Annotated in this window: 17 protein-coding genes; all 17 read right to left on the reverse strand. The window is 70.0% G+C overall.

The window, feature by feature from the left end:
• Positions 1-30: 30 nt before the first annotated feature.
• Complete coding sequence (rpsG, locus tag HOW07_RS05490) at positions 31-501, reverse strand: 30S ribosomal protein S7 (RefSeq protein ID WP_064296707.1); 471 nt, start codon at positions 499-501, stop codon at positions 31-33.
• On the reverse strand, positions 501-875 hold the full coding sequence (gene rpsL / locus HOW07_RS05495) for a 30S ribosomal protein S12 (protein ID WP_056008169.1): 375 nt from the start codon (positions 873-875) through the stop codon (positions 501-503). Before rpsL ends, rpsG begins: the two co-directional genes overlap by 1 nt.
• A gap of 347 nt (positions 876-1,222) precedes the next feature.
• Positions 1,223-2,698 (reverse strand): hypothetical protein, encoded by a 1,476-nt coding sequence (locus HOW07_RS05500; protein ID WP_175116272.1) that lies wholly within the window; start codon positions 2,696-2,698, stop codon positions 1,223-1,225.
• Positions 2,699-2,818: 120 nt separating this feature from the next.
• Complete coding sequence (locus HOW07_RS05505; protein ID WP_064296709.1) at positions 2,819-3,460, reverse strand: hypothetical protein; 642 nt, start codon at positions 3,458-3,460, stop codon at positions 2,819-2,821.
• Positions 3,461-3,497: 37 nt separating this feature from the next.
• Entirely contained in the window at positions 3,498-5,948 is a 2,451-nt protein-coding gene (locus HOW07_RS19770) for a transglutaminase-like domain-containing protein (protein ID WP_175116273.1), read from the reverse strand.
• Positions 5,945-7,324 carry a DUF58 domain-containing protein gene (locus tag HOW07_RS05515; protein WP_175116274.1) on the reverse strand — a complete coding sequence of 460 codons (1,380 nt, stop codon included), beginning with the start codon at positions 7,322-7,324 and terminating at the stop codon, positions 5,945-5,947. Before HOW07_RS05515 ends, HOW07_RS19770 begins: the two co-directional genes overlap by 4 nt.
• The gene (locus HOW07_RS05520; protein ID WP_064296711.1) at positions 7,321-8,289 is read right to left on the reverse strand and encodes a MoxR family ATPase; all 969 of its coding nucleotides are present in this window, start codon (positions 8,287-8,289) and stop codon (positions 7,321-7,323) included. The genes HOW07_RS05515 and HOW07_RS05520 overlap by 4 nt, the downstream gene beginning before the upstream one ends.
• 36 nt (positions 8,290-8,325) lie before the next feature.
• Positions 8,326-13,584: an Ig-like domain-containing protein gene (locus HOW07_RS05525; protein ID WP_175116275.1), complete on the reverse strand. Its 5,259-nt coding sequence runs from the start codon at positions 13,582-13,584 to the stop codon at positions 8,326-8,328.
• A 108-nt stretch (positions 13,585-13,692) separates the two neighbouring features.
• Entirely contained in the window at positions 13,693-14,445 is a 753-nt protein-coding gene (locus HOW07_RS05530) for a hypothetical protein (RefSeq protein ID WP_254628163.1), read from the reverse strand.
• 53 nt (positions 14,446-14,498) lie between these two features.
• Positions 14,499-16,142 (reverse strand): serine/threonine-protein kinase, encoded by a 1,644-nt coding sequence (locus HOW07_RS05535; RefSeq protein ID WP_121289634.1) that lies wholly within the window; start codon positions 16,140-16,142, stop codon positions 14,499-14,501.
• A 1-nt stretch (position 16,143) separates the two neighbouring features.
• Entirely contained in the window at positions 16,144-17,502 is a 1,359-nt protein-coding gene (locus HOW07_RS05540; protein ID WP_175116276.1) for an FHA domain-containing protein, read from the reverse strand.
• A gap of 10 nt (positions 17,503-17,512) precedes the next feature.
• Positions 17,513-18,334, reverse strand: a complete 822-nt coding sequence (locus HOW07_RS05545) for a PP2C family serine/threonine-protein phosphatase (protein ID WP_064296716.1) — start codon at positions 18,332-18,334, stop codon at positions 17,513-17,515.
• Positions 18,331-18,843 carry a hypothetical protein gene (locus HOW07_RS05550; RefSeq protein ID WP_121289630.1) on the reverse strand — a complete coding sequence of 171 codons (513 nt, stop codon included), beginning with the start codon at positions 18,841-18,843 and terminating at the stop codon, positions 18,331-18,333. The genes HOW07_RS05545 and HOW07_RS05550 overlap by 4 nt, the downstream gene beginning before the upstream one ends.
• A 61-nt stretch (positions 18,844-18,904) precedes the next feature.
• Positions 18,905-20,554 carry a hypothetical protein gene (locus tag HOW07_RS05555; RefSeq protein WP_175116277.1) on the reverse strand — a complete coding sequence of 550 codons (1,650 nt, stop codon included), beginning with the start codon at positions 20,552-20,554 and terminating at the stop codon, positions 18,905-18,907.
• A complete protein-coding gene (locus HOW07_RS05560; RefSeq protein WP_175116278.1) occupies positions 20,551-21,495 on the reverse strand; it encodes a hypothetical protein in 945 nt (314 codons plus the stop codon). The genes HOW07_RS05555 and HOW07_RS05560 overlap by 4 nt, the downstream gene beginning before the upstream one ends.
• Positions 21,495-21,989: a hypothetical protein gene (locus HOW07_RS05565; RefSeq protein WP_175116279.1), complete on the reverse strand. Its 495-nt coding sequence runs from the start codon at positions 21,987-21,989 to the stop codon at positions 21,495-21,497. Before HOW07_RS05565 ends, HOW07_RS05560 begins: the two co-directional genes overlap by 1 nt.
• Before the next feature lie 122 nt (positions 21,990-22,111).
• Positions 22,112-22,408: a WXG100 family type VII secretion target gene (locus tag HOW07_RS05570; RefSeq protein WP_056008215.1), complete on the reverse strand. Its 297-nt coding sequence runs from the start codon at positions 22,406-22,408 to the stop codon at positions 22,112-22,114.
• Positions 22,409-22,522: the final 114 nt, after the last annotated feature.

Raw genomic sequence — 22,522 nt, forward strand, 5'->3', positions numbered from 1 at the left:
CGGATCGTCCGCCCTCGCATCGGGCGGCGACTACCAGCGGTAGTGCGCGAACGCCTTGTTCGACTCGGCCATCTTGTGCGTGTCTTCACGACGCTTGACGGCTGCACCGAGACCGTTCGATGCGTCGAGGATCTCGTTCTGGAGACGCTCGGTCATCGTCTTCTCACGGCGGCCCTTCGCGTAGCTCACGAGCCAGCGCAGGGCGAGGGTGTTGGCGCGGTGAGGCTTGACCTCGACCGGCACCTGGTAGGTGGAACCACCGACGCGGCGCGAACGCACCTCGAGGGTCGGGCGGACGTTGTCGAGCGCCTTCTTGAGCGTGACGACGGCGTCGCCCTGGTTCTTGGCGGTGACGCCTTCGAGTGCGTCGTAGACGATGCGCTCAGCGAGGCCCTTCTTGCCGTCCAGCAGGATCTTGTTGACGAGCTGGCTGACGATGGGGGCGCCGTAGACGGGATCGGCGACGACGGGACGCTTCGGAGCTGGACCCTTGCGAGGCATTACTTCTTCTCCATCTTCGCGCCGTAGCGGCTGCGAGCCTGCTTGCGGTTCTTGACGGCCTGCGTGTCGAGGGCGCCACGGACGATCTTGTAACGGACACCCGGGAGGTCCTTCACACGACCACCACGGACCAGGACCAGCGAGTGCTCCTGGAGGTTGTGGCCCTCACCGGGGATGTACGCGGTGACCTCGGTGCCGTTGCGCAGCTTCACGCGGGCGACCTTGCGCATCGCCGAGTTCGGCTTCTTCGGGGTGGTGGTGTACACGCGGGTGCACACGCCGGCCTGCTGGGGGTTGCTCTTCAGGGCGGGCGCCTTGGTCTTGACGACCTTGGGGCTGCGGCCCTTCCGAACCAACTGCTGAATGGTTGGCACTACTTGCTCCTTGATGATGACTGCACGGTGACAGTGGTACTGCAGCATTCGTGGACCGGTCTCCCGGACCACGAGGTCGTATGGACCCACCGGTGACGCGCGAGTGCGCGTCACTGAGGTGGTGGGTATGCCGTGGGGGCGATCTGCAACCGGGACCAGCCCGGCGGGGATCAACCCGATGGTGCAAGACTGCTGTCCGCTCCCCCGAGCCAGGCTCCGGAGAACGTGGACAGCACGAGAGCGCACGACAGCGCGCACACCCAACCAAGACTAGCCCGCGGAGGGCCTGTGGTCAAACGACGACGACCCCCGGGAGCAGTGCTCCCAGGGGTCGTCCAGGTGTGGGTCTAGGGGAAGGGGACGAACGTCGCGCCCTCGTCGGTGAAGCCCTCGACCGTGCCGCCGACGATGAAGTCGACCGGGTTGATGCTGTAGCCCGGGCCGGTCTGGCCGGTGGCCGGGTCGGTCAGCGTGCACGTCATCGACATGCGCCCGACGGTCTCGGAGTCGACGGCCCAGCCGCCGCCCGAGAACTCGCCGACCGTGAAGGTCGGGCGCGTGTCGAACTTCCAGGTCACGCCGGACGGCGTGAAGCCGGTGTCGTTGCGGATCTCGAAGGGGCACCCCTCGGGGGCGAGCTCCGTCGCGGCGCCGCAGCCGTCGATGTACGCGTTGACGGCCTCCTCGACGGCGGTCGTCCCGGCGTCGGTGAGGGCGACGGCGAGCGTCGCGGGTTCCGCGGCCTGACCGAAGCCCACGGCCGTCGTGGTGGTCGCCTCGGCGGTGTACCAGTCGCTCTCGCTGAGGGCGACGTCGTAGGTGCCGGGGAGTGCACGCAGCTGGTACGACCCCTCGGCGATCGGCTCGACGTCGGTGAGGTCGACACCGCCGACCGTCGCCACCGCGTCCTCAGGGGCGACCACGTCGACCTGGACCGTGCTGAGTTCCGGAGCCTCGAGCTTCCACTTGTCGAAGAGCACGGCGTCCTTGCCGACCTTGGTGAGCGTGAACTCCTGGTCGACGCTCTCGCCACCCTGGGTGAGGCGGGCTTGGACGGTCGCGGTGTTCCCGTTGGTCGTGGTCTTCCCGATCGTGTAGCCGGAGACCTTGCCGGACGCGGCCTTGTACGCGTCGTCCGTCAGGAGCACGTCGGCCGCCGACACCTCGGTGCCGGAGAGCTTGAGCGCCTGTTCGGCGTCACCCGACTTGAGGGCGTCGAGGTAGCTCTCGACCGTCACCTGCGGGGCGTGGAGCGCATTGCCGACGGTGACACCGACGACGCCACCCACGATGATGAGGAGGAGGGCGCTGCCGCCGGCGATGATGCCGGTGAGCCCCTTCTTCGAGAGCTTCTTCTTCGGCGGCTGCTGGCCGCCGCCATACCCGCCGGCGCCCTGCGCGTAGGGCGCCTGGCCGTACTGCTCGGTGGGCTGCTGACCGTACTGTCCCGTGGGCTGCTGGCCGTACTGGCCGGTGCCCTGCTGACCGAACTGCTCGGTCGGCTGCTGGCCGTACTGCGCCGTCTGACCGTACTGACCGGTCTGCTGGCTGTACTGGTCGGACTGCTGGCCGTACTGGCCCGTCTGCTGGCTGTGCTGGCCGGACGACTGCTCACCATACTGGCCGGACTGCTGCCCGTACTGCCCGGACGGCTGGGTCGGCGACTGCCCGTACGGCGACTGCTGTCCGTACTGGCCCGTCTGCTGCTGGCCCGAACCCGACTGCTGCGGGCCGTTGCCCTGCCATCCCTGCTGCGGGTCGGGCTGGGCGGGCGGTCGCTGCCACTGGGGCTGCTGCGGGTTCTGATCTCCGGGATCGGTCATGGTGTTGCGCCCCCAATGAGCATGGATCGTGCTGATGACAAGTGCTCGAAAGTATAGTGACGGGTGTCGGACAGCACGATGGGGAGATCTCCCCTCCTGCGTCCGGGTGAGCCCCGACGACTACCAGGGCGAGGTGGGGGAATCGAGCTCGAGCGCGAGGTCGTCGAGGAGTGCGGCGACCTGCGGTTCGACGTACCGCTCGACGGCGTCGTGGATGGCGAGCCGGTGCCCGACGAGGAGTTCGCAGATGCGGCGCCCGGTCTCGTTCGCGCACTGGTCGGCGAGGGCGATCTCGGTGCGCAGCGCCTCCTTCGCGTCGTCGGACAACGGCGGGGGTGGTGGAACGGTCCTCGCCTGGGACTCGCCGAGCTCCGCGAGGGTGAAGAGGTAGGGCTGCTCGGGATCCGGATCGGGGTCAAGCTGCAGCCCGTCGAACTCCGGGTCGAGCCCCTCCCCCGGACGGTAGGAACGCTGCGCCTCGCGCAGGTCGGCAGCACGCAGTTCGGCACGGAGGACCGGGAGGTTCCGCTCGGTGTACTCCGCCACCGCGTGGTCGACGAGGGCCTTCATCCGGGTGGCGAGGCCGTGCTGCACCTGGTGCGGCACGTCGTCGACGAGGCCTGCTGCGCGGAGGATCGGGGATCCGATGCACCGGCGGCAGATCCGGGTGCGTCCACGGTGTGCGGCGGGGTGCCAGCGCGGCAACCACCGGAGCCAGGCGTCGACGGCCTGGCTCACACTGGTCTCGAGCGAGCGCTCCATACTCACCGAGGGTAGTGCCTCGTTGGCCGCATCGACCTCAGCGACCTCCGGTGGCGCGCTGGTCGCGTGCTGCTCGCCGTGCGAGCGAACCGGACGGCTGCAGTCGGCTCACGAGACCGCGTTTCGCCCGGTAGCGGAACCGGCTCCGCTGGCGGGCGAACCAGCCGAGCGCTCCCTGCGCCCGTGACGCCTCGGCCTCCGACCGCTGCCACAGCTCGTCGGCCGTCGTGTCGTCCACGTCACGACCGGAGAAGACCACGTCGTCGGTCGTCCCCGCGAGCGCGGTGAGCGTCGTCGCGCCCTCCGGTTCCTGGGCTCCGAGCACGGACGCCGTGGTCGACCGCGTCGCGGCCGCAGGCACCGTGTACCCGAGCTCGGCGTAGCGGTCGATCAGCTCGTCCCACGCACCGGCCGCACTGCGGTCACCACCGCCCGCGCGGCGACGCTTCGTCCGCCGACGCTTCGCACCCGAGATGGCGAGGAGCGGGATGAAATACAGCGACACCGGGACACCCACGATCAGCGCGAGCCACCACACCCATTCCGGGATCACGAGTCCGTCGTTCTTGTCCTTGTCGTCGCCGTCGTCGATCGAGGCCTCGGTGAGGAGGCTGTCGTCGAGGTTGTCGCTGCGCGGCGGCTGACGCACCTGCGGCTGCGGCTCGGTCTTCGGCTTCGGGTCCTGGTCCTGCGGGATCTCGGTCTCATCGGGGGTCGGCGAGAACGCGACCCAGCCGTAGCCCTCGAAAGGCACCTCGACCCACGCCGTCACGTCGTCCCCGACGACCTGCACAGAACCCTGGCCCTCCGTCACCTCCGGCGCGAAGCCCATGACGACCCGCGCGGGGTAGCCGAGCGATCGGGCCATGAGGGCGAACGCCGAGGCGTACTGCTCCTCGTCACCGACCATCGGTGTGCGGGTGAACAGCTCCGACATCCGGTCGGCACCGTGGCCGGCGCGCGACGGAGAGCTGTCCGAGGCGAGCCCGTGGCTGAGGAACCCGGTGGTGCGGAGCGTCTGCTCGATCCGCCGCAGCTGGGCCATGGGGGTCGTCTCGGCGCCGACGAACTCCGAGGCCTTCGCGACCACGATGTCCGGGATGTTCGTGACGGGCGGCAGCTCGACCGCTGCGGTCGGCGTCGTCGCGAGGGCCGTGTCGCTCGGGACCGCCTGCGTCGTGGTCCGCTCCTCGTAGTCGTCGCCCGTGCCGATGCCCGAGGTGACGACGGCCGCACCACTCTCGGCGTTGTAGCGGATGTCCTCGGATCGCTCCGCCGCCTTGCCGTCGAGGGTGAGCGCGCTCGGGTACCCGACGCTGGGCACCCAGATGTCGTCGTAGCCGGTGACGTCGATGGACACCCGCCGGTCGCTCCCCGGTGTCATGAGCTGGGGTGCGGGAAGGTGGTCGCCGACGAGCTCGAAGGCACCGGAACCGTCGGTCGCCGTGGAGGGCCCGGAGACGGTCCACAGACGGCCGTCGTAGCTGTCCATGGCCGCCAGACGGATCCGATCCCCCGGCTCGAGGCCGGTCGCGGTGAACAGCTTCGTCTCGGCGAGGTCCTTCGTGTACTCGCGGAACCCGGCGAGCGGGCTCGGGTACTCCAGGGGGTCGAACGGCGGGGTGACGACCTCGCGGAGGACGAACCGTGAGTCCGTGGGAGGCGAGGCGACGACGGCCGCACCGCCGCCGACGACGACCGCGACCGCGACGAGAACGGCCGTGCCGATGATCTTCTTGCGCCGGAGGACGGCGGTGGTCGACGCCGCCGCGTTCTCGCCACGACCGGCACCCGGCCGCCAGCCGAGCCAGAGGAGGGCGATGAGCGCGAACGCGATCCCGCGGACGGCCGCCAGGAAGGGCGTCTGCGTGCCGAGGAGGACGCCGAGGGCGTAGAGCACGGTCGGGCCGACGAGCACGATCGCGCAGCGCACGGCGACCTGCGGACGGCGCGGCAGCCAGCGGACGGCGAGCACGGCGGAGACGACGCCGACGAGCAGCCCTGCGACGTAGGGCAGGGTCATGATGTACGCGGGCGCGCTCAGCGGGGTCTGCAGGGTGACGAAGTCCTTCCACCCGAACACCGCGCCGATGCTGATCCCGCCCAGGGTCCGCAGGTTCGGGAGGACCGCGAACGTCGCCACGGACGGCATCGCCAGGGCACTGCCGAAGACGTAGAAGACGAGGACGGTCGAGAGGCCGGTCAGGAGGGCGTTCAGCCGGAGGGCGTGGGAGGCGACGCCCACCGCCATGCCGAGCGCGAGGCCTCCGAGGCCCGCGAGGAGGAACCCGGTGCCGCTGAGCGCCGCTCCGAAGCCGAGCAGGCCGAGGGCCGCGAGGACGAAGACGACCGCGAGGTCGATCCAGGAACGGCCGGGCAGCGGCCAGGGCGCGGTGAAGGTCGGGACGATGCCCTGGACGTCGACGTCCGCCGCCGAGCCGGGAACGCGCCCGGGGCGCACCGTCGTGCGCTCGTCGACCCCGCTCACAGGGCCCTCGACATGACCTTGGCGAGGTCGCTCAGCGCCCCGACCGTCATGACGTTCATCCCGGCGACGTCCTTGATGCTGGCCCGAGCGCCGCGCTCGACGCGGATGCCGAACACGTTGACGTCGGGACCGAAGAGACGCTGGATCCCCCGGTACTCCTGTGCCTCGAGTCGCGAACCGGCGACGATGATGACGACGCTCGGTGCCGGCAGGCGCTTCGTGGTCTCCCGGGCGAAGGTGCGCGGGGTGTCGAAGGTGCCCTCGGCGAGCTGCAGCCGGCAGCTGTCGTCGAGGAAGGAGGTCACGGTGTGGGTCCGCAGCGCGAGCCGGTCGGTCACGACGCTGATCGGCACCTGGTCGAGGATCACCTGGGTGGCGATGGACGCGGTGAGCGACACCGCCAACTCGAACTCGTCCTCGTCCTCGGCGTAGTAGCGGGAGTCGGTCGTCATCACCATGGTGAGCTGCGACCGCCGCGTCTCCTCGAACTGCCGGACCATGAGCTGGCCGGTCTTCGCGGACGACTTCCAGTGGATGTAACGGCGGTCGTCGCCGGCGACGTATCCACGGAGGGCGTGGAAGGAGATGTCGTTGTTGGTGATGGTCTTCGTGACGAGGCCCTCGAGGTCGCGGATGAGACCGGCGGCCGTCGGGTGGAGGCGCGTGGTCTCGGGATGCACGAAGAGCTCGACCGGCTCCGTCCAACGCACCTCGCGACGCAGCAGACCGAGCTGGTCGCCGCGGACCGAGAGGGCGGGCCCGGCGGGGATCACGGCTCGCCGGTTCGTCGGTACGGCGAACAATTCCTCGTGCTCTCCGTCCTTCGGGATGGCCGGGATCGCGAACTCCGCCAGGCCGTAGCCCACGGGGACCTCGAGGCGCGTGGGCGTCGTGGCGCGGTTGCCGGGGTTGGCGATGAGGACCTGCCCGATCGCGCGCTCGCCGACGGTGACCCGGCTGGGGTTCAAGTGGATGGAGATGCGGAAGGTCGACCGTCCGAAAAGGTAGGCGACGGAGGCGAGCAACGCGGCCAGCGGCACGAAGCCGAGGAAGACGAGCTCCGCCCAGCCCAGGATGAAGCCGGCGACGGTCGCGATGACGCCGATCGCGAGCACGACCCAGCCGAGGCCGCTGACCACAGCGAGGACGGGCTGCGCTGCCGTCCAGGCGACCCGGGCCCAGGGCACGACGACGGCACCGACACCGTCGAGCGCGCCGCGGAACGGGTTCGGCCGTCGGGCCGGGACCGGCGCCTCGTCGACGTGCGCATCGGGGCCGTCCGGGCTCGTCTCGGCAGGCGCGCCGACCGTCGCCGTGCGGACCGGGTCGGATCCGTCCGGCGCGGCGGCGGCGCGCTGCTCGAGGGTCTCGCTCATGCTGCGCGGTACGCCGGCGGAGCGATGCTGACGAGGACCCGGGCCACGACGTCCTGCGCTGTGACGCCCGCGAAGTCGGACTCCGGGTCGATGATGATGCGGTGCGCGAGGACGGCCTGCGCGAGGTCGTTGACGTCGTCGGGGGTGACGTAGGTGCGTCCCTGCGAGATGGCCCACGTCTTGACGGCGCGCACGAGCGCGAGGGCACCGCGCATGCTGACGCCGAGGGCGACGTCCTGGTCGTCCCGCGTGGCCGCCACGACGTCTGCGACGTACTCGAGGATGCTGCCGTCGACGTGCACCTCGGTGGCGAGCTGCGCCATCGTGATGACGGCGTCGGAGCCGATGATCGGCTGCACCTTCGTCGCGCGGGCCCGGTTGGAGGCGTCGAGCAGCAGGTTCACCGAGGTCTGGCGGTCGGGGTAGCCGAGCGTCGTCTTGATGAGGAACCGGTCGAGCTGCGCCTCGGGCAGCTTGTAGGTGCCGGCCTGCTCGATCGGGTTCTGCGTCGCGATGACCATGAACGGTTTGCCGGCCTCGTAGCTCGTGCCGTCGATCGTGACGATGCCCTCCTCCATCACCTCGAGGAGCGCCGACTGCGTCTTCGGCGAGGCGCGGTTGATCTCGTCCGCGAGCACGATCGAGGCGAAGATCGGTCCCTTGTGGAACTCGAAGACGCCCTTGCCCTGGTCGTAGATGGTCACACCGGTGACGTCGGACGGCAGGAGGTCCGGCGTGAACTGGATGCGCGAGCTCGTGCCGTCGAGCGTGTTCGCGAGGGCCTTCGCCAGCACGGTCTTGCCGGTGCCCGGGTAGTCCTCGAGGAGCACGTGGCCCTCCGAGAGCATGGCCGTGACGACGAGCTTGATGACGTGCTCCTTGCCGAGGATGGCCTGCTCGACGTTGCCGACGAGCTTGCCGAAGGCATCGGCGAACCAGGTGGCCTGTTCCTGCGTGACAGTCATGGGTGTGCTCTCCGTGAAGTGAAGGTCGTTGTGGTTCTAGAGGTTGTTCCAGGCCGAGCCGGACATCGAGCCGATGGTGAACGTCTCACCGGTGGCGTTGTTCCGGAACGTCGCGGCGATGGTCTCGCCGCCGGTCATGACGCCGAGATGGTTGTGGTGCGTGAAGCTCCCGTTACCACCGACGGTCACGTTCATGGACGTGCCGATCGCGCGTCCATCGCGGGTGATGTCCACGGTGTAGTTGCCCTGGGGCACGTTCTGGTAGTTCACACCGACGTCGTAGCAGCCGGTGCCGCCACTCTGACAGGCATGCGCGCCCCCGGACTTGAACAGGGAGCCGCTGGGCTTCGGCGGCGGCGGATCCTTGACCGTGGCCTCCGCCGGTCCGCCCTCCGGGCCGGTTCCGCCGGGCCCGGTCGCGGACACGTACACCTGATAGGTGCCCGCGCCGATGCCGCCGACGGAATCGCTGGTGCTCCCCGTCGTCCCCGTCTTCACGGTGCTCGAACCGCTCATGATCCGCCAGCTGTAGCTCGTGACCTGTCCACCGTCATCCGCTGGCCTCGCCCACTGCATGGTGAGGGTCGCCGGGGCATCTCCGGATGCCCGCAGCGACACGTTCTGCGGCGCGGTCGGGACGCCGTAGGCGGTGGCCGTGACCGTCTCGGAGTCCGCGCTGTTGCCGACGGCATTGTGCGCGTAGGCGGAGAAGGTGTAGCTCTGCCCGTTCGTGACGTCGAAGGTGCAGTCGTTCCCCGGGGCGCACTGCTTCTCCCCGCCGCCGCTCCACTTCACCGCGTGGTACTCGATGGGCGCGCCGTTGCTCGCGGGCGAACCGCCGACGACGATGGTGATCTTGCCGCTCTTCGCGCTCTTCAGACTGAGCGACGGCGGATCGGGGACGTCCTTCACGATGACGGTGATGCGGCCCTGCACTCGTCGGTTGGGGTCGTTCGTCGCGTCCTGGATCGTGTAGATGACGCTCACGGTCCCGCTCTTGGACGAACCGGGCGTGACGGTGACCGAGCTCCCGGACACCGTGGCCGTCGCTCCACCAGCCGGGGCGCTCTCGACCGTGGCGTCGAGGATCTTGAGCGGCGTGTCGGGGAACGGGTTGTAGTCGTTGGCGAGCACGTTGATCGACTCGGCCTTGTTCTTGCGGCCCTCTTCCACGCGGTCGTCGATGGCGCGCGGGAGCGGCCTCGTCGACGACACGACGCGGACGTTGACGGACCCCGGGACGGAATACTCCTTGTAGTTCACGGTGAAGGTGAGCGTCGCCGAGGTGCCGGGCTGGGTGCCCTGCGGGGCGGAGATCGTCACCTGCGAGCCCGACAGGTTCCCCTGGACGCCCGCTGTGGTCCCGCCGAAGCCCTGGTAGGTGAGGGCTGCGAGGATCTTCGGGTTCGGGTGGTCGCTCGACGCCCGCAGGTCGACCGTGATGGGTGCCTCTCCGGCCTCGATCGTCACCGTCGGCGGCGTGAACGTCGGCGGGACGTCCTCGAGGTCGGGGTCACCCACCGTGATCGGCAGGGTGAGCAGTTTGCTGTCCCGGCCGTCGGTCGCCTCGAAACTCACCGACGCCGGTCCGCGGTAGTCCTTGGCCGGGGTGAAGGTGATCGTGGCGTCGTCGACGTAGCTCGACGTGCCGTTGCTCCGGAAGTTCACGACACTGCCCTCGGAGGCGATGGTGACGGGCTTCCCGGACGGCGCCTCGGTGATCTCCGAGAGCTTCCAGGTCCGCGTCTCGTTGACCTTGACGATCTGCTCGGGCAGAGGACTCTTGATCCGCGGCGGCTCACCGTCGGTCGCCGCCGGCACGATGATGAACGCCGCGCCGCTCAGCTGGGTGACGGGATCCGTCAACCGATAGGCGATCGCCTGGCGTCGGTCGGTGAGGGTGACCCGGATGGTGCCACCGTCGCGCACCTCGCCGGACGGGGCGTTCGCACCCTCGAGGCTCGGCTGCAGGTCGTCCACGAGCCCCCCGGGGTTCTGCGCACCGTCGAGCACGTCGATGTCGACGGTCTTCTTCCCGACGATGTCGGCGTCCTCGAGGACGTGGTCGTCGGCCTCGGGGAACTGGGGCTTCGCGTCCTTCGTGACCTTGACCTGGATGTAGGCGCTGTCGATCCCGCCCTTGCCGTTGGTGATCTGGTATCGGACGGTGAAGAAGGCCTCCTCGTCCGGCACCTCGATCACGACGCGGCTCTTGCTGACCTCGGCGGTGAGGCCGTCATCCACCGAGAGCAGCTTCGGTTCGAGCTTGAGCTTGTAGCCGTTCGGATCGGAGTCGTTGGAGAGCACCGGCACGGAGGCGACCTTGCCCGGGAGGACCTCGATGTAGTCGTCGACCGCGTTCGGTTGCCCGTCGACCTCGGGACGCCCGATGACGCCGATCTTGATCGTGCCCACTGCGACCGCGCCGTAGGTGTCCTTGACCCGGTACTGGAAGGTGTCGGTGCCGGAGGAGTCCGGGGCCGCCTCGTAGACGAACCAGGTGCTCCCCTGTTCGATGACGCGACCGAGGAGGGGCGCGGAGGCGATGTCGTCGAGGACCACCGAGTCGCCGTTCGGATCCAGACCGTCGAGCGGGACGTCCACGCGAACCGTCGCACCGGCGAACACCCGGGAGGTGAGCAGCTGCGGGACGGGCGGTTGGTTGTTCTTCTTGTCCTCGCCGACCACGTTAAAGGTCACCGTGGCCGTGTCGGCCTCGCCGAAGGTGTCGTACACGCGGTACGTGGCGGTGTAGGTGCCGGGCTCGGTCGGCGCCTGGAACCGCACCTCGTCGTCGTCGACGAAGGCCAGGCCGGCGGTCGGCACGTCGACCAGCTCGCGGTCGACCAACATCACGGCCGCGTCGGGGTGGTAGTCGTTGTCGAGCACGGCGACGTTCGCGATGTCGCCGGCGCGCACCACGACGGCGTCGTCGCTCGCGACCGGGGCCTGGTGCTTCGGGAGCGGCGGCACCGGGACGATGGTGACCGCCGCCGTCGCCGAGGAGGTCCCGTCGGAGACCGTGTAGGTGAACTGCAGTTGTCCCTCGAGCGGTGCCGAGGAGGAGACGCGCACCACGGCACTGTCGAGGACCTCGACGGAGAGGGAGGCGGACTCGTCCGGCACGTCGACGGACTGGAGCGCCAACACCTGACCGCCCGGCGACTCGTCGTTCGCGAGGACCGGGATCGTGATCGTCTCGTTCGGTCGCAGGTAGCCCTCGTCCTTCACGGCGACCGGAGGCTGCACGTCGGTGGGCTTCTCCAGCACGTCGACGCGGATGAGCCCGATGCTCGAGGCGATGCCAGCACCGAGCGTGTACTTCAGGTAGTAGGTGCCCGGCTCGTTCGACGAGACGGTGACCGACTGCTTCTCGAGACTCGGCGACGACACGAGTCCGCCCTGCAGGGCTTCGACACCGATGAGACCGAGGGGCGCACCGCTCGGTGACTGGTCGTTCGCGAGTGGCAGGACCTGTGCGGACTCGCCGACGAAGGTCGAGACGAAGTCCGGTGTACCGATGGGGCTGAGGGCTCCGGCGGGTTGCACGTCGACCTTGAGCGTCCCCTCCGCCGAGGTGACGCCGTCGGACACGACGAATTTGACGTCGCGCGGGCCCATCTCGGGCGAGGCGTGCGTGAACGTCACGAAGCCGTCCGGGGTGAAGCGGACGAGGTCGCCGGACGCCGGCGAGGCCGACTGGAGGAAGATGTCGTCACCGTCGGGATCGCGCCAGTCGGCGAGCACGTTGTAGGTGACCGTCTGGCCGGCCTCGACCGACACGGCGGCCTCGCGGTGCGAGGTCGGCGGCTCGTTGACCTCGGGCGGTTTGATGGCGATGCTCACGTTCGCCTCGGCCACGCCACCCGGCCGTCCATCGTTGACCGAGTACCGGAACGACGTCGTCCCGGCCACGAAGCCCTCGGCGGGCGTGAACTGCAATGCCCGCTTGCCGTCGATGTACTCCAGCTTGCCGGTCTCGGGACCGATGTCGCCGAAGTTCTGAATGGTCAGGACGTCGCCGTCCGCGTCGGAGTCGTTGTCGAGGAGCGGGAGGACCGTCGCGCGGCCCGGGCGGACGCCGAACGCGTCGTCGCGGGCGATCGGCGGCCGGTTCTCCTCGGTCCGCTCGGCCAGGGTGTCCTCGAAGGACTGCTCTGACGCCTTCTCGTCGCCGTCCTCGCCGTCCTCCTCCTGCGGGGGCGTCACCTCGTCCCAGTTGTCGACGAGGCGCATGTTCGCCTGCACGAGCCAGGAGTTGCCGGTCTGGACGTTGTTGAGCGCGATCACCGAGCGGTTCACCCGGAAGACGAGCTGCTGCCCGACGGTCTCCGGGTTGATGTCGGCGATGACCGGCTTCTTGTCGGCGCACTCGGCGGCATACCGGCTGGAGGAGGCCCACGCACCGTGCATGCAGCCGTCGAGGTTGACCGGGGCCGTGACCTCGGCCGCACTCGTCGCCTCGGTGACGACGTCCGCGTCGAGCACCTCCGGGTCGCCGCCACCGAGCGGGATGCGCACGAGGGAGTCGCCGGTCGCGATGACGGCCGCGTCGTCGGAGGCCGACGGCTCCTGGATCTTCAAGGGCTTGCCGGGCAGCTCGACCATGGAGCCGTCCTGCTTCACGAGGTCACCGGACTTCAGGTCGAGGATGACCGCCTGCTCACCGGCCGCACTGAGCTGGTACTCGTCGAGCTTCGGGAGCTTCGACTCGGTCTTCGTGCCGTCGGGCAGGATGCGGTAGAGGATCCCCTTCGCCGGTGCCACCGCGAGGATGGTGCCCGTCGAGGTGACGACCGCCTGACCGGCCTTGCCGATGGAGACGATCGGTTTCGTCTCCGTGGGGTCGAACCGGAGTTCTCCGGCGGCGTCGACGGACCAGAGCTTGCCGATCTCCCCCGCCACGACCGAGAGTCGGTCGCCGCCGTAGTGCACCGTCGCGCCGGTCGGCAGCGAGACACGCTGGATGAGGCTCGTGAACGCCGGGTCGATGCGCTCGAGCGAGGAGAGCGCCTTGTCCTGGAGGAAGACGTCGTCGCCGTCCTGCAGCACGTCGGCGTTGTTGGAGGCCGTCGAGACCGCTCCGTCGAGTTCGGAGATCTGGTCGTTGAGGCGCCCGGCGAGCAGGGATTCACCGTTGGTGACCCAGACGTCGCGGGACTCGAGGTCGACCTCGGTGACGGGGAAGCCCTGGTGGATGAGTGCAGCGGTCACCGGTACGGCGACGAGGACCGACAGTGCCGTGATGGAGGCCGCGGTCTTGCGCTTGCGCAGCCAGGCGCTCCAGTTGCTCACGATCCCCCAGGTGATGTTCGGTCAAGGCACGGTCCACGCACCGCGCTGCAAACGCGGAGTCACTCTAACAAACAAGTGCCGTCTGGAAAACGGTTGCGGGGGTCAACCTCAGGCTGGTCGTCCCCCGTCGACGGCCGCCTGGTCGGCATGGTCGAGGAGCGGCAGGTCGCTGGCGTCGACGAGCCTGGTCGAGACGGCGTACTCGACCAGTCGTGCGCGACGTCCGGTCGCGAGCTTGCCTGGTCCGCCGCGCAGCCCCTGCACCCCGAACTTGTCGAGCTTGTCGCAGACGTTGTCGAGCTTGCGGTTGAAGGTGGTCTGGCTCCATCCGAGGCGGGCGGCCGCGGCCGCAGACGCCGGGATCTCACCGCGGCCGGGCGACGCCTGACGCAGGACGTCCTCGGCCAGGGCGACGATGAGGAGGCGCTGGCTGCTCGTCAGGTGGATCGGACCGACGGTCGTGGTCCCGGCGGTGGTCGTCGAGAGCTGCGACGGACTGAAGTACTCGAGATCCGAGGTGATCGTGAAGTCGTAGGTCGTCGTCCCCGCACTGAACAGCACCTGCAGCTCGGGGAACACGATCGGGAGCCGCGCGCCGGGCGCGAGCCACGCCTGCACGTTGCCGGTGGTGTCCGTCACCGTCGCGGAGAGGGTGTTCCCGATGTTCGTGAGCCACCAGAGCCCGGCGTCGAAGGTGACACTGAGGAAGGTGCGGTGCAGGAAGGGGTTCTCGTCGACGACGAGGTCGCCCTCGCGCCCGATCAGGAACGGCTTGCGTGCGTCCACGGCGTACTCCTCGCCGCAGAACTCGACGCGCACCGCCGTCTTCGTCGTCGTGTCCGTCGCCTCGTCCATGCTCATCGCCCAGTCCCCCTGATATCTGTCATCGTGTCGCTCACCGTGCGTCCGTCCCGCTACTGCTGCGAGCACATCTCGAGTGGATCGGGCGAGGTGACGCCGCCCCGGACGATCACCACCTCGATGCACAATTGCGCGCCCGGAGCACTCGGCTTCAGATCGACCGCGTACGTCGAGGTCGGTACCTTCGGCGAGTTCTTGCCGCTGCTCGTCACCTGGTAGATGTACGAGTCGCCGTCCTGCGGATCCGGGTTGTCCCAGATGAACGTGACGACGCTGCCGTCCTCGCTGATGTTCACCCCGAACGGCTTCGGCGAGGGGACGTCGCTCAGTTGGATCGGCGCCCCGGTCGCGGCGGCGGTCGGCTTTGGGTCGGCGGCCGCGCCCTGCCAGATGATCCCGGCGGCGATCCCACCGACCGCGAGCACCGCGATGCCGCCCACGACGAGGAGGCGGGTCAGTCGGCGACGCCCGCCTCGTCCGTCCGTACCGGCATCGGGGTCCTCCGTCGGACCTGCGGCGGCGGTCTCGAGGCGGTCGCGGCGGATCGTCTCGGAAGGCGCCGAGGCCGCTCCGGCGGTGATCGGCGCCGACGGTTGGATCGGCTGCACGAGCGGTCCCGCCGAGCGGACCACCGTCTCGTCGCCGATCGACGGCTGCACACTCGGCACGCCGGGACGTGGCTGGGCCTCGACCGTCGGGACCTGTCGGACCCGCGTCTCGTCCGACGCACTGCTGGACGTGTCCGGTCGGGGGGTCTGCGACTGCGGCTGCACGAGGTTCGGGATGTCGATGGGTGTCGGCGCGTACGCCAGCTCCATCTCGACGCGCTGCAACGCCCGCGCGAAGTCGACGGCGCTCTCGAAACGGTTGGCGCGGTCCTTCGCGAGGCCCTTCTGCAGCGTCGCGACGAGGGAAGCCGGTGCGTCGTCGCGCCCGAGCGGCGTGACGGTCCCGCGCTCGATCCGGCTGATGAGGTCGGCCGCTCCGTTCGACTGCCCGGGGATCTCGAACGGCGTCCGTCCGGCGAGGAGCGTGTAGACCGTCGCTGCCAGGGAGAACACGTCGGACCGCACGTCCGGATGCGGCTCGTCCTCGAACATCTCGGGCGGCGACCAGGGGATGGAGAGACCGACCGTCTGCGTGCCCGAGGCACCGGTGGAACCGACGTCGCCAGGGCGCCCGGGGCCGGCGTTCGTCGGAACCTCGAGTTCGACGGCCTGCGAGATGCCGAAGTCGGTCAGCGCCGGCCAGCCGTACGCGTTGGTGAGCACGTTGGCCGGTTTGATGTCGCGGTGGAGGATGCCGGCCGCGTGGGCGGTCGCCACCGCACTGGCCAGGCGGACGCCGGTGCGCAGCGCATCGGCGACGGCGAACCGCCGCAGCTTCGCCTGCTCGGCGAGGCTCGGCCCCGCGCAGTACTCCATCGCGAGGTATGGTCGTCCGTCCGGGGCGACGTCCGCCGTGTAGATCGTGACGATGTAGGGGTGCGCGGAGAGCTGCGCCATGAGGTTCGCCTCGGCGACGAAGGCCTCACGGGTCTGCTCGCTGAGGTGCTCGGCGAGGAGCACCTTGACGGCGACCTGACGCCTCGGCAACTGCTGCTCGTACAGGAAGACGTCGGAGAACCCACCTGCTCCGAGCTGTCGTTCGAACCGCAGCCCGGGGATGGCCGGCGGTTGCGAGGGTGAACGGCGCACGTCAGCCCTCTCGGACGCGCAGCGCGACGCCGCCGCCGAGGTCGATGACGGTCCCGACGATCACCGGTGTCGGCTCCCCTGGTCGGAGGGACTGCGGTGCCTGACCGGGCAGGACGACCTGCGTGCCGTTCCGCGAGTGGAGGTCGGTGACGACGACCGTGCCGCCCTCGACCGCGACGCGCACGTGGCTCCGCGAGATGTCGTCGCCCGTGAGCGTGACGAGTGTCGGGACGACGGACGCCGGGACCTGCGAGACGCTCGGCGCCCGGCCGAGGACGACGGGCGAGGCGAGCGATTGGCGAGTGCCGCCGGGGAGTTCGAGATACGTGAGCGGGGTCGCCGACGGCGTGGACGACCGGGCAGGCGGGGTCTCGGCCGCTCGACGCGCACGCAGCGCGGCGAGGTCCTCGGCGAGGATCGTGTGGCCGTCGTGGTCGCCGAGGTCCGATGGTCCGGCTGCCGCGGGTTCCGGCGCGGCGACCGCGGTGGCTGCCGCCTGCTGGTGCGCCGACTCCTCGGCCGCCGCGCGTTCCGCGTCGCCGGCCTCGTCGACCGCCGCCGCACCGACCGGTCGGAGCACGGTCTGGCCGAACAGGAAGTCGTAGCCCTCGTCGACGGGCTCCTCCGGGGTGGAGGGGGTCTCGTCCGGGTCGTCCTCGTCGTGGAAGAACTGGGTGTCGGAGACGGACGGCACGACGTGGAGCGACTGCGCCGGCTCGATGTGCGCCACCGGGGTCGCCTCGTCGCCGTCCGTCCCGTCGTACGCGTCGTCCGAGGTCGCCGCGGACGCAGCGGGCTCGGCGGGAGCCGGGACGGGCGGGGGCGCGAGCTGCTCCGCCGCCGTCGGCGCATCGGTGGACGATTCGGTCGACCGGCGCTCGTCGCTGGTCGGAGCGGCGACGGAAGCCGTGGACTCCTCGTCGAGGGTCGCCGTGATGGACGTCGTCCAGACGGCTCCCGACCCGAGCGGGAGTCGCACGCCGGACGGGTTCGGCTGGTCGCTCCGGAGCGTGACGCTCACCGCGTCCGCGTGGTGTTCCTCGACCCAGGTGGTGGCGCGGGCGCCCAGGACCGTCTCGGTCCCGGCGGCGCTCGTCACGACGGCCGCGGCGAGCCCGCGCACGATGACCGTCGCTCCCGATCCGTCCCAGACGGCCGCGGCGAACGCGGGCGTGTTCGAGAGACCACCGGCGGCGAGGCGGTCGACGATCAACGACAGCGACGCGTCGCCCGGGAGGTCTGCGGCGAATGCTGCAGCGGCGGTGTCGTCGCCCTGGGCGTCGACCAGCACCAGCCTGCCGGGCCCCGCCACAGCGAGCCAACGGCGGACCTCGGCCGGTTCCATTTCGTACGAGTACACGGCCACTCCTCTAGCCTCGCGGCATCGTCTCTTCAAGATACCCGAGACCACCCGCGTCATCGTAGCCGGGGCCGCTGGACATCAGCGAGGTCGACACGACGTCGACGACCAGTGCGGTCACGTTGTCCCGCCCACCGGCGGCCAGCGCGAGCTCCACGAGGCGGTCTGCCGCTCCCTCGAAGCCCTGCGACAGGACCTCGGCGATCCGCTCGTCGGACAGCTCGCCGGTGAGCCCGTCGGAGCAGAGCAGGAACCGCTGCCGCCCGACGACGGGAAGGAGCCAGACGTCCGGGTCGATGCCGGCCTCGACGCCGATCGCCTTCGTCACGATGTTGCGATCGGGGTGTTCGCGCGCCTCCGCCTCCGTGATGGAGCCGGCGTCGACGAGTTCCTGCACGGCCGAGTGGTCGACGGTGATCCGACGGAGTGCGCCGTCGGCCCAGGTGTACACCCGGGAGTCCCCCACGTTGAACACCATCCAATGGAGGTCGGTCTGCGGCGACAGCGCCACGAGCGCGAGGCCCGCGACGGTCGTGCCGATGACCCCGTTCGGCGTGGGGATGCCGCGGATGACCGCGTTGGCGGCGACGATCGTGGTCACGACCGCCTCGGTCGTCGTCGGGATGCCGATCGGGATGCCACGTTCGAGCGCCGCCGCGACCTCACGGCTCGCGACCTCGCCGCGTTCGTGCCCGCCCATGCCGTCCGCGACGACGAAGGCGGGCGCGCCGGCGTAGAACGCGTCCTCGTTCAGGCGTCGGACCAGCCCGGTGTCGGTCCGCCCCTCGCTGCGCAGGGTGTGCGTGGACCGCGCGGTCTCGATCGTCGTCATCCCGCACCGCCCAACTCGGCGGGGAGGGTCGGTACCTCACCCGGCCAGCTCCCGTACCTCGCGTCGAGATCGGAGCTCGAGAGCTCCACCGAATCGCCACCGGCGTACTGCTCGGAGGAGATGTCCAGCGTCGCGAGGATGGCGATCGTCGACTCGACGGTCTGCCCGGGGGCGTCGAAGGCGAATCGCACGAAGCGCCCGCGGTCGACCTCGTCCTGAGAAGCGAGCTGCGCGAGGGAGTAGTCGACGAGGGCACCGGGGTCGCCGGTGAAGGCGTCGGTCGCCGAGAGCGTCGCGGTGACGTACGCCGTCGTGCCGTCCCAGGCGCGGGCGGCCTTGAAGCCTGCCCCGGGGATCTCGGCGACCGCTTCCTCGACCGCGGCCAGTGTCCGGTCCGGGCTGCGGGCCGGGGTGCGTTGCGCCGTCGGTGCTGCGGTCCCGCAGGCGGTGAGGAGCCCCAACAGGACGACCGACACGGCGCCGGATCGGACGATGGTGCTGATGCGCATGGAAGGCCTCACGGTCGGGAACGGGCTGCGGACGGGCGACCCGGTGTCGGGCCGCGCTCGATCATCTCCGCGTAGGACTGTAGTCGGTCACCTGTTGATCACCGCTGAAGAAGCCGCTCGCCGAGTCCAGGTAGGCGTCGACGCTCGGGTCTCCCGACGACGACGTCTGGTCGGCCATCATCTCGTACCGCTGCGCGTTGTGGGCACTCGCGATCCCCGGATCCTGCTGTTCCGGGTTGACGCCGCCCAGTCTCGGGGCGTCACCCTGGACCGTCGTCCAGTTGGCCGAGTCCGGGTTCCCCTGTCCGTCGAGCCGGGCGACCGGATCCTCGTTGAACTCCATCGAGAGGACCTGCACGTCATCGGGGATGTCGAAGCGTGCGATCGGCGAGCCCGCCGTGACGACGTGCGTGACGTTGTATCCGAAGTCCGGGTCCGAAGCCAGCGACCCGGCCGTGATCCCGCCGAGGCTGAAGCCCTCGAGCATCACCGGGTCTGTCGGCGAAATGCCGGCGGCGGCCATCGCGTCCCTCACCGCCTGGCCGAGCGCCGTCTGTTCACCCTGCATGGCGGCGATGTCCGAGGTGAGGTCGTTCGAGATCGCGCCACCGTGCGGATCCCAGACCTGCGTGCTCGGGATCTGCACGATCCAGCTCGGCGGCGGTCCGGCCGACTGGATCACGCGGATGTTGCTGAGCTCCTCCTCACCCTTGTCGATGTCCGCCGAACCCTGCAGGAGGTCGCCGAGGTCGGTGACGGTTCGGTCCCGAGGCACGGCGAGTGGCTGTGAGGGGTCGTCGGGATCCATGGCGAGGCCGCCCTGGCCGTCGTCGAAGAGGCCGAACCGGCCGCCACCGGTGGCGATGGCGTCGATCGCCTGCTCATAGGTGAGCGGCGGCCAGCCCTGGCCGGTGACGACCGACATGAGTCCGTTGAAGCCGGGCAACAGCCCGGGGAGGAAGGTGAGGCCGGCCAGCAGGCCTGGGGCGCCGTCCGTGAGGATGTCCTCGATCCACGCGTTGTCGCCCAACCATTCGTTGGCCGCCTGAGCTGCGATCGGAGCGAGTTCCTGCAGTCTCGCGAGTGCGTCCGCATACGTCGCGGCGGTCCGATCGATGACCTCCTGCGGTGAGTAGGCGGCGATCGAGTTGGCGGTGAACAGTCCCGCGACGCCGGCCGGCGACAGCAGCAGCCAGGGGTTGTCGCCGATCTGGTCCAGCGTCTGCTGGGCGCCCTCGACGAGCGAGTCGACACCCTCGACGACGATGTTGACGCCTGCCACGGTGAGCATCCACGCCCCGCCCACCACCGCCACGCCCGCCGCTGCGACGAGGCCGACCGGCACCGCGAGGACGCCGATGACGAAGGCAACCCCGTTGTGGAGGGCTACGGTCGCCGCGGCGATCAGCTGGTCGGCGGTCTCGTAGGCGACCACGGCGCCCTCGAGGAAGACGGCGGAGACGCCGGTCTCGGTCGCCACGAGGAGCAGGGAACCGGAGGCGAGGACGATGGCGCCTTCCGCGGCCGCCCCCGTCAACGGGGACAGGATCATGGACTCGAGCAGGTCGCCGTCGACCGCCTTCGCAGCGGCCGTGCCCGAACGCCCGATCAGCTCGGTCGACAACGCGGCGAGTTGCTGCGCCTGCAGTCGCATGTCGTCGAGCCTCGCGCCGACGCCGCCGGCTCCACCGGAGACCGTGATGCCGCTCATGCCCGTGCTCCCTGGATGGTCGCGGCGATCGCCAACACCTCGGCGACGATGTCCGCGCGACGGACCGCCCGGATCGAGACCCGGGTCCCCTCGGCGACGGCGGACGGGTCCATGCCTACCGAATCGATGTCCGGGGTGTCGACCGACACGGCGACCCAGCCGTCGGCACCACGGAGCCACGTGTCCGTCCACCGTCTCATGGGCTCCCCGCTCCGGGAGAGTGCGTCGAGCCGGAAGCCGCCGTCGATCCGCCGCGCGACACCGCCGAGGAGCACCGCGGCCTGCGGGCTGTGGAGCTGTTCGACGACCGCGCCGACGACGTCCGGTCGGTCCTGGCGGAGCGCGAGGACGAGTGCCTCGGCGTCCGCGAGCGGGAGGACGACCACGTCGGTCGAACGACCCCGCGCGTCGGGGACGTCGTGGAGCGCGGAGAGGGGCCGCAGGAGTTGCTGGGCCAGCCCGGCGGTGTCGAAGGCGCGGATCTCGACGGCGTCCTCGTCGCGCGCGGCCGTGCCGTGCTCGGCGACGGACGCGTCCGAGTGGTCGACCCGCTGCGTCCGCAACAGCGCCAGGGCGTGCGCGCCGATCACGGAGACGGACTGGATCGCCGTCCGGTCGAGGGTCCAGCAGGAGGCGTCGACGGCCGCCGTCGCGAACTGCGGCATCGACAGGAAGGCGGCGAAATCGGGATCGACGTCGGCGGTGAGGTCGTCCGGGAGGCTGTCGTCGCCGCGGGCGAGGAGTCGCCGCTCCCGGAGCCGCGCGACGGCTCGCTGCTCGCGCTCACGGACGTCGGCGGGTGACACCTCCGAACCCCATTCGGTGTGGAAGGCGGGTGGCAGCACGATGTGCGGGGTGCGGTGCTCCAGGACGTGGAGTTCGTCGGCGGTCAGCAGGAAGGCTGCCGCGGCCGGAGCCGGGCGGGTACGGGTCATGGGCATCAGGGGGTCCATCCTCGGCTGCGGTAGAGGTCTGCAAGGTCCAACCAGCTGCGGTCACCGGGTGTCGGCAGCGATGGCGTGGAGGCGACGATGTCCTCGGCCTGGTGCACGAGGAAGTCCGGAACCTCCTGGCCGAAGAACTCGAACACCTTCGCGGCACCGTCCTTCACGGTCTCGACCGCACCGGAGACGAGGTTCACCGCGTCGTTCCAGCGGTCGCCCACCCAGCGCGCGGCGTCCTCGATGAGCTGCTTCACGTGTTCGACGGCGGTCGCGTGCGCGTCGAGTTTGTCGGCGGCGTCGTCGAGCTGCGTCGCCGAGTTCTCGAGCGAGACCGCCCGGGTGCCGAGCTGCTCGATGAAGGTCTCCGCCGCGGTGGAGGTCCACGCGAGCTCGGCCGCCGAGCGGAGGTCTCCGGCACGGCCACGGACCTCGGTCGCGAGGGTTCGGAGCTCCGTCGCGCGGAGGCGGATCTGTTGGGTGTCGCCGTACACTGCTCGCTCCTCGTCGGGTGATGCTGCCTCGCTGTCGCCGTGGGTCGCCTTCGCCGGAAAAACCGCGCGCCCTCACCGACACGTGGTCGGGAGGGCGCGCAGAGCGAAGCCGACGGTGGTGACTACTGGCCGGCGCCGGCAGCGAGCGCTGCGTCGGTCTGCTCGAGCGTGGTCACAGCGTTGTTGAGGTAGCCCGACAGCTTGTCGAGGTGCTGGATCGTGACCGTCGCGCTCTGCGTGAAGGCCGTGTAGGTCTCGTTGAAGGTGCCGGACGCGGTGTCGGTCTGGAACCCGGAGGACACGAGGTTGTTGATGAGGGTCTGGAGGCGGTTGAGCGTGGTCTCGACCTCGCCCTTACCCGTCGTCAGGTTGACGGCGGCCTGCTTGATCTCGCTGTAGTTGACGTTGATGTTGGCCATGAGTCTTGCTCCTTCGTTGTGGTCACCGGCACCGTCGGTGCCTTCATCATGTAACCACAACGCCTCGCGGGAGCACATGGGGAGCACTCCCCATACAGTCCCCATCCGGGGACG

It is taken from the genome of Plantibacter sp. MCCC 1A11337 (assembly GCF_013349365.1).
GTDB classification, from domain to species: Bacteria; Actinomycetota; Actinomycetes; order Actinomycetales; family Microbacteriaceae; genus Plantibacter; species Plantibacter flavus_A.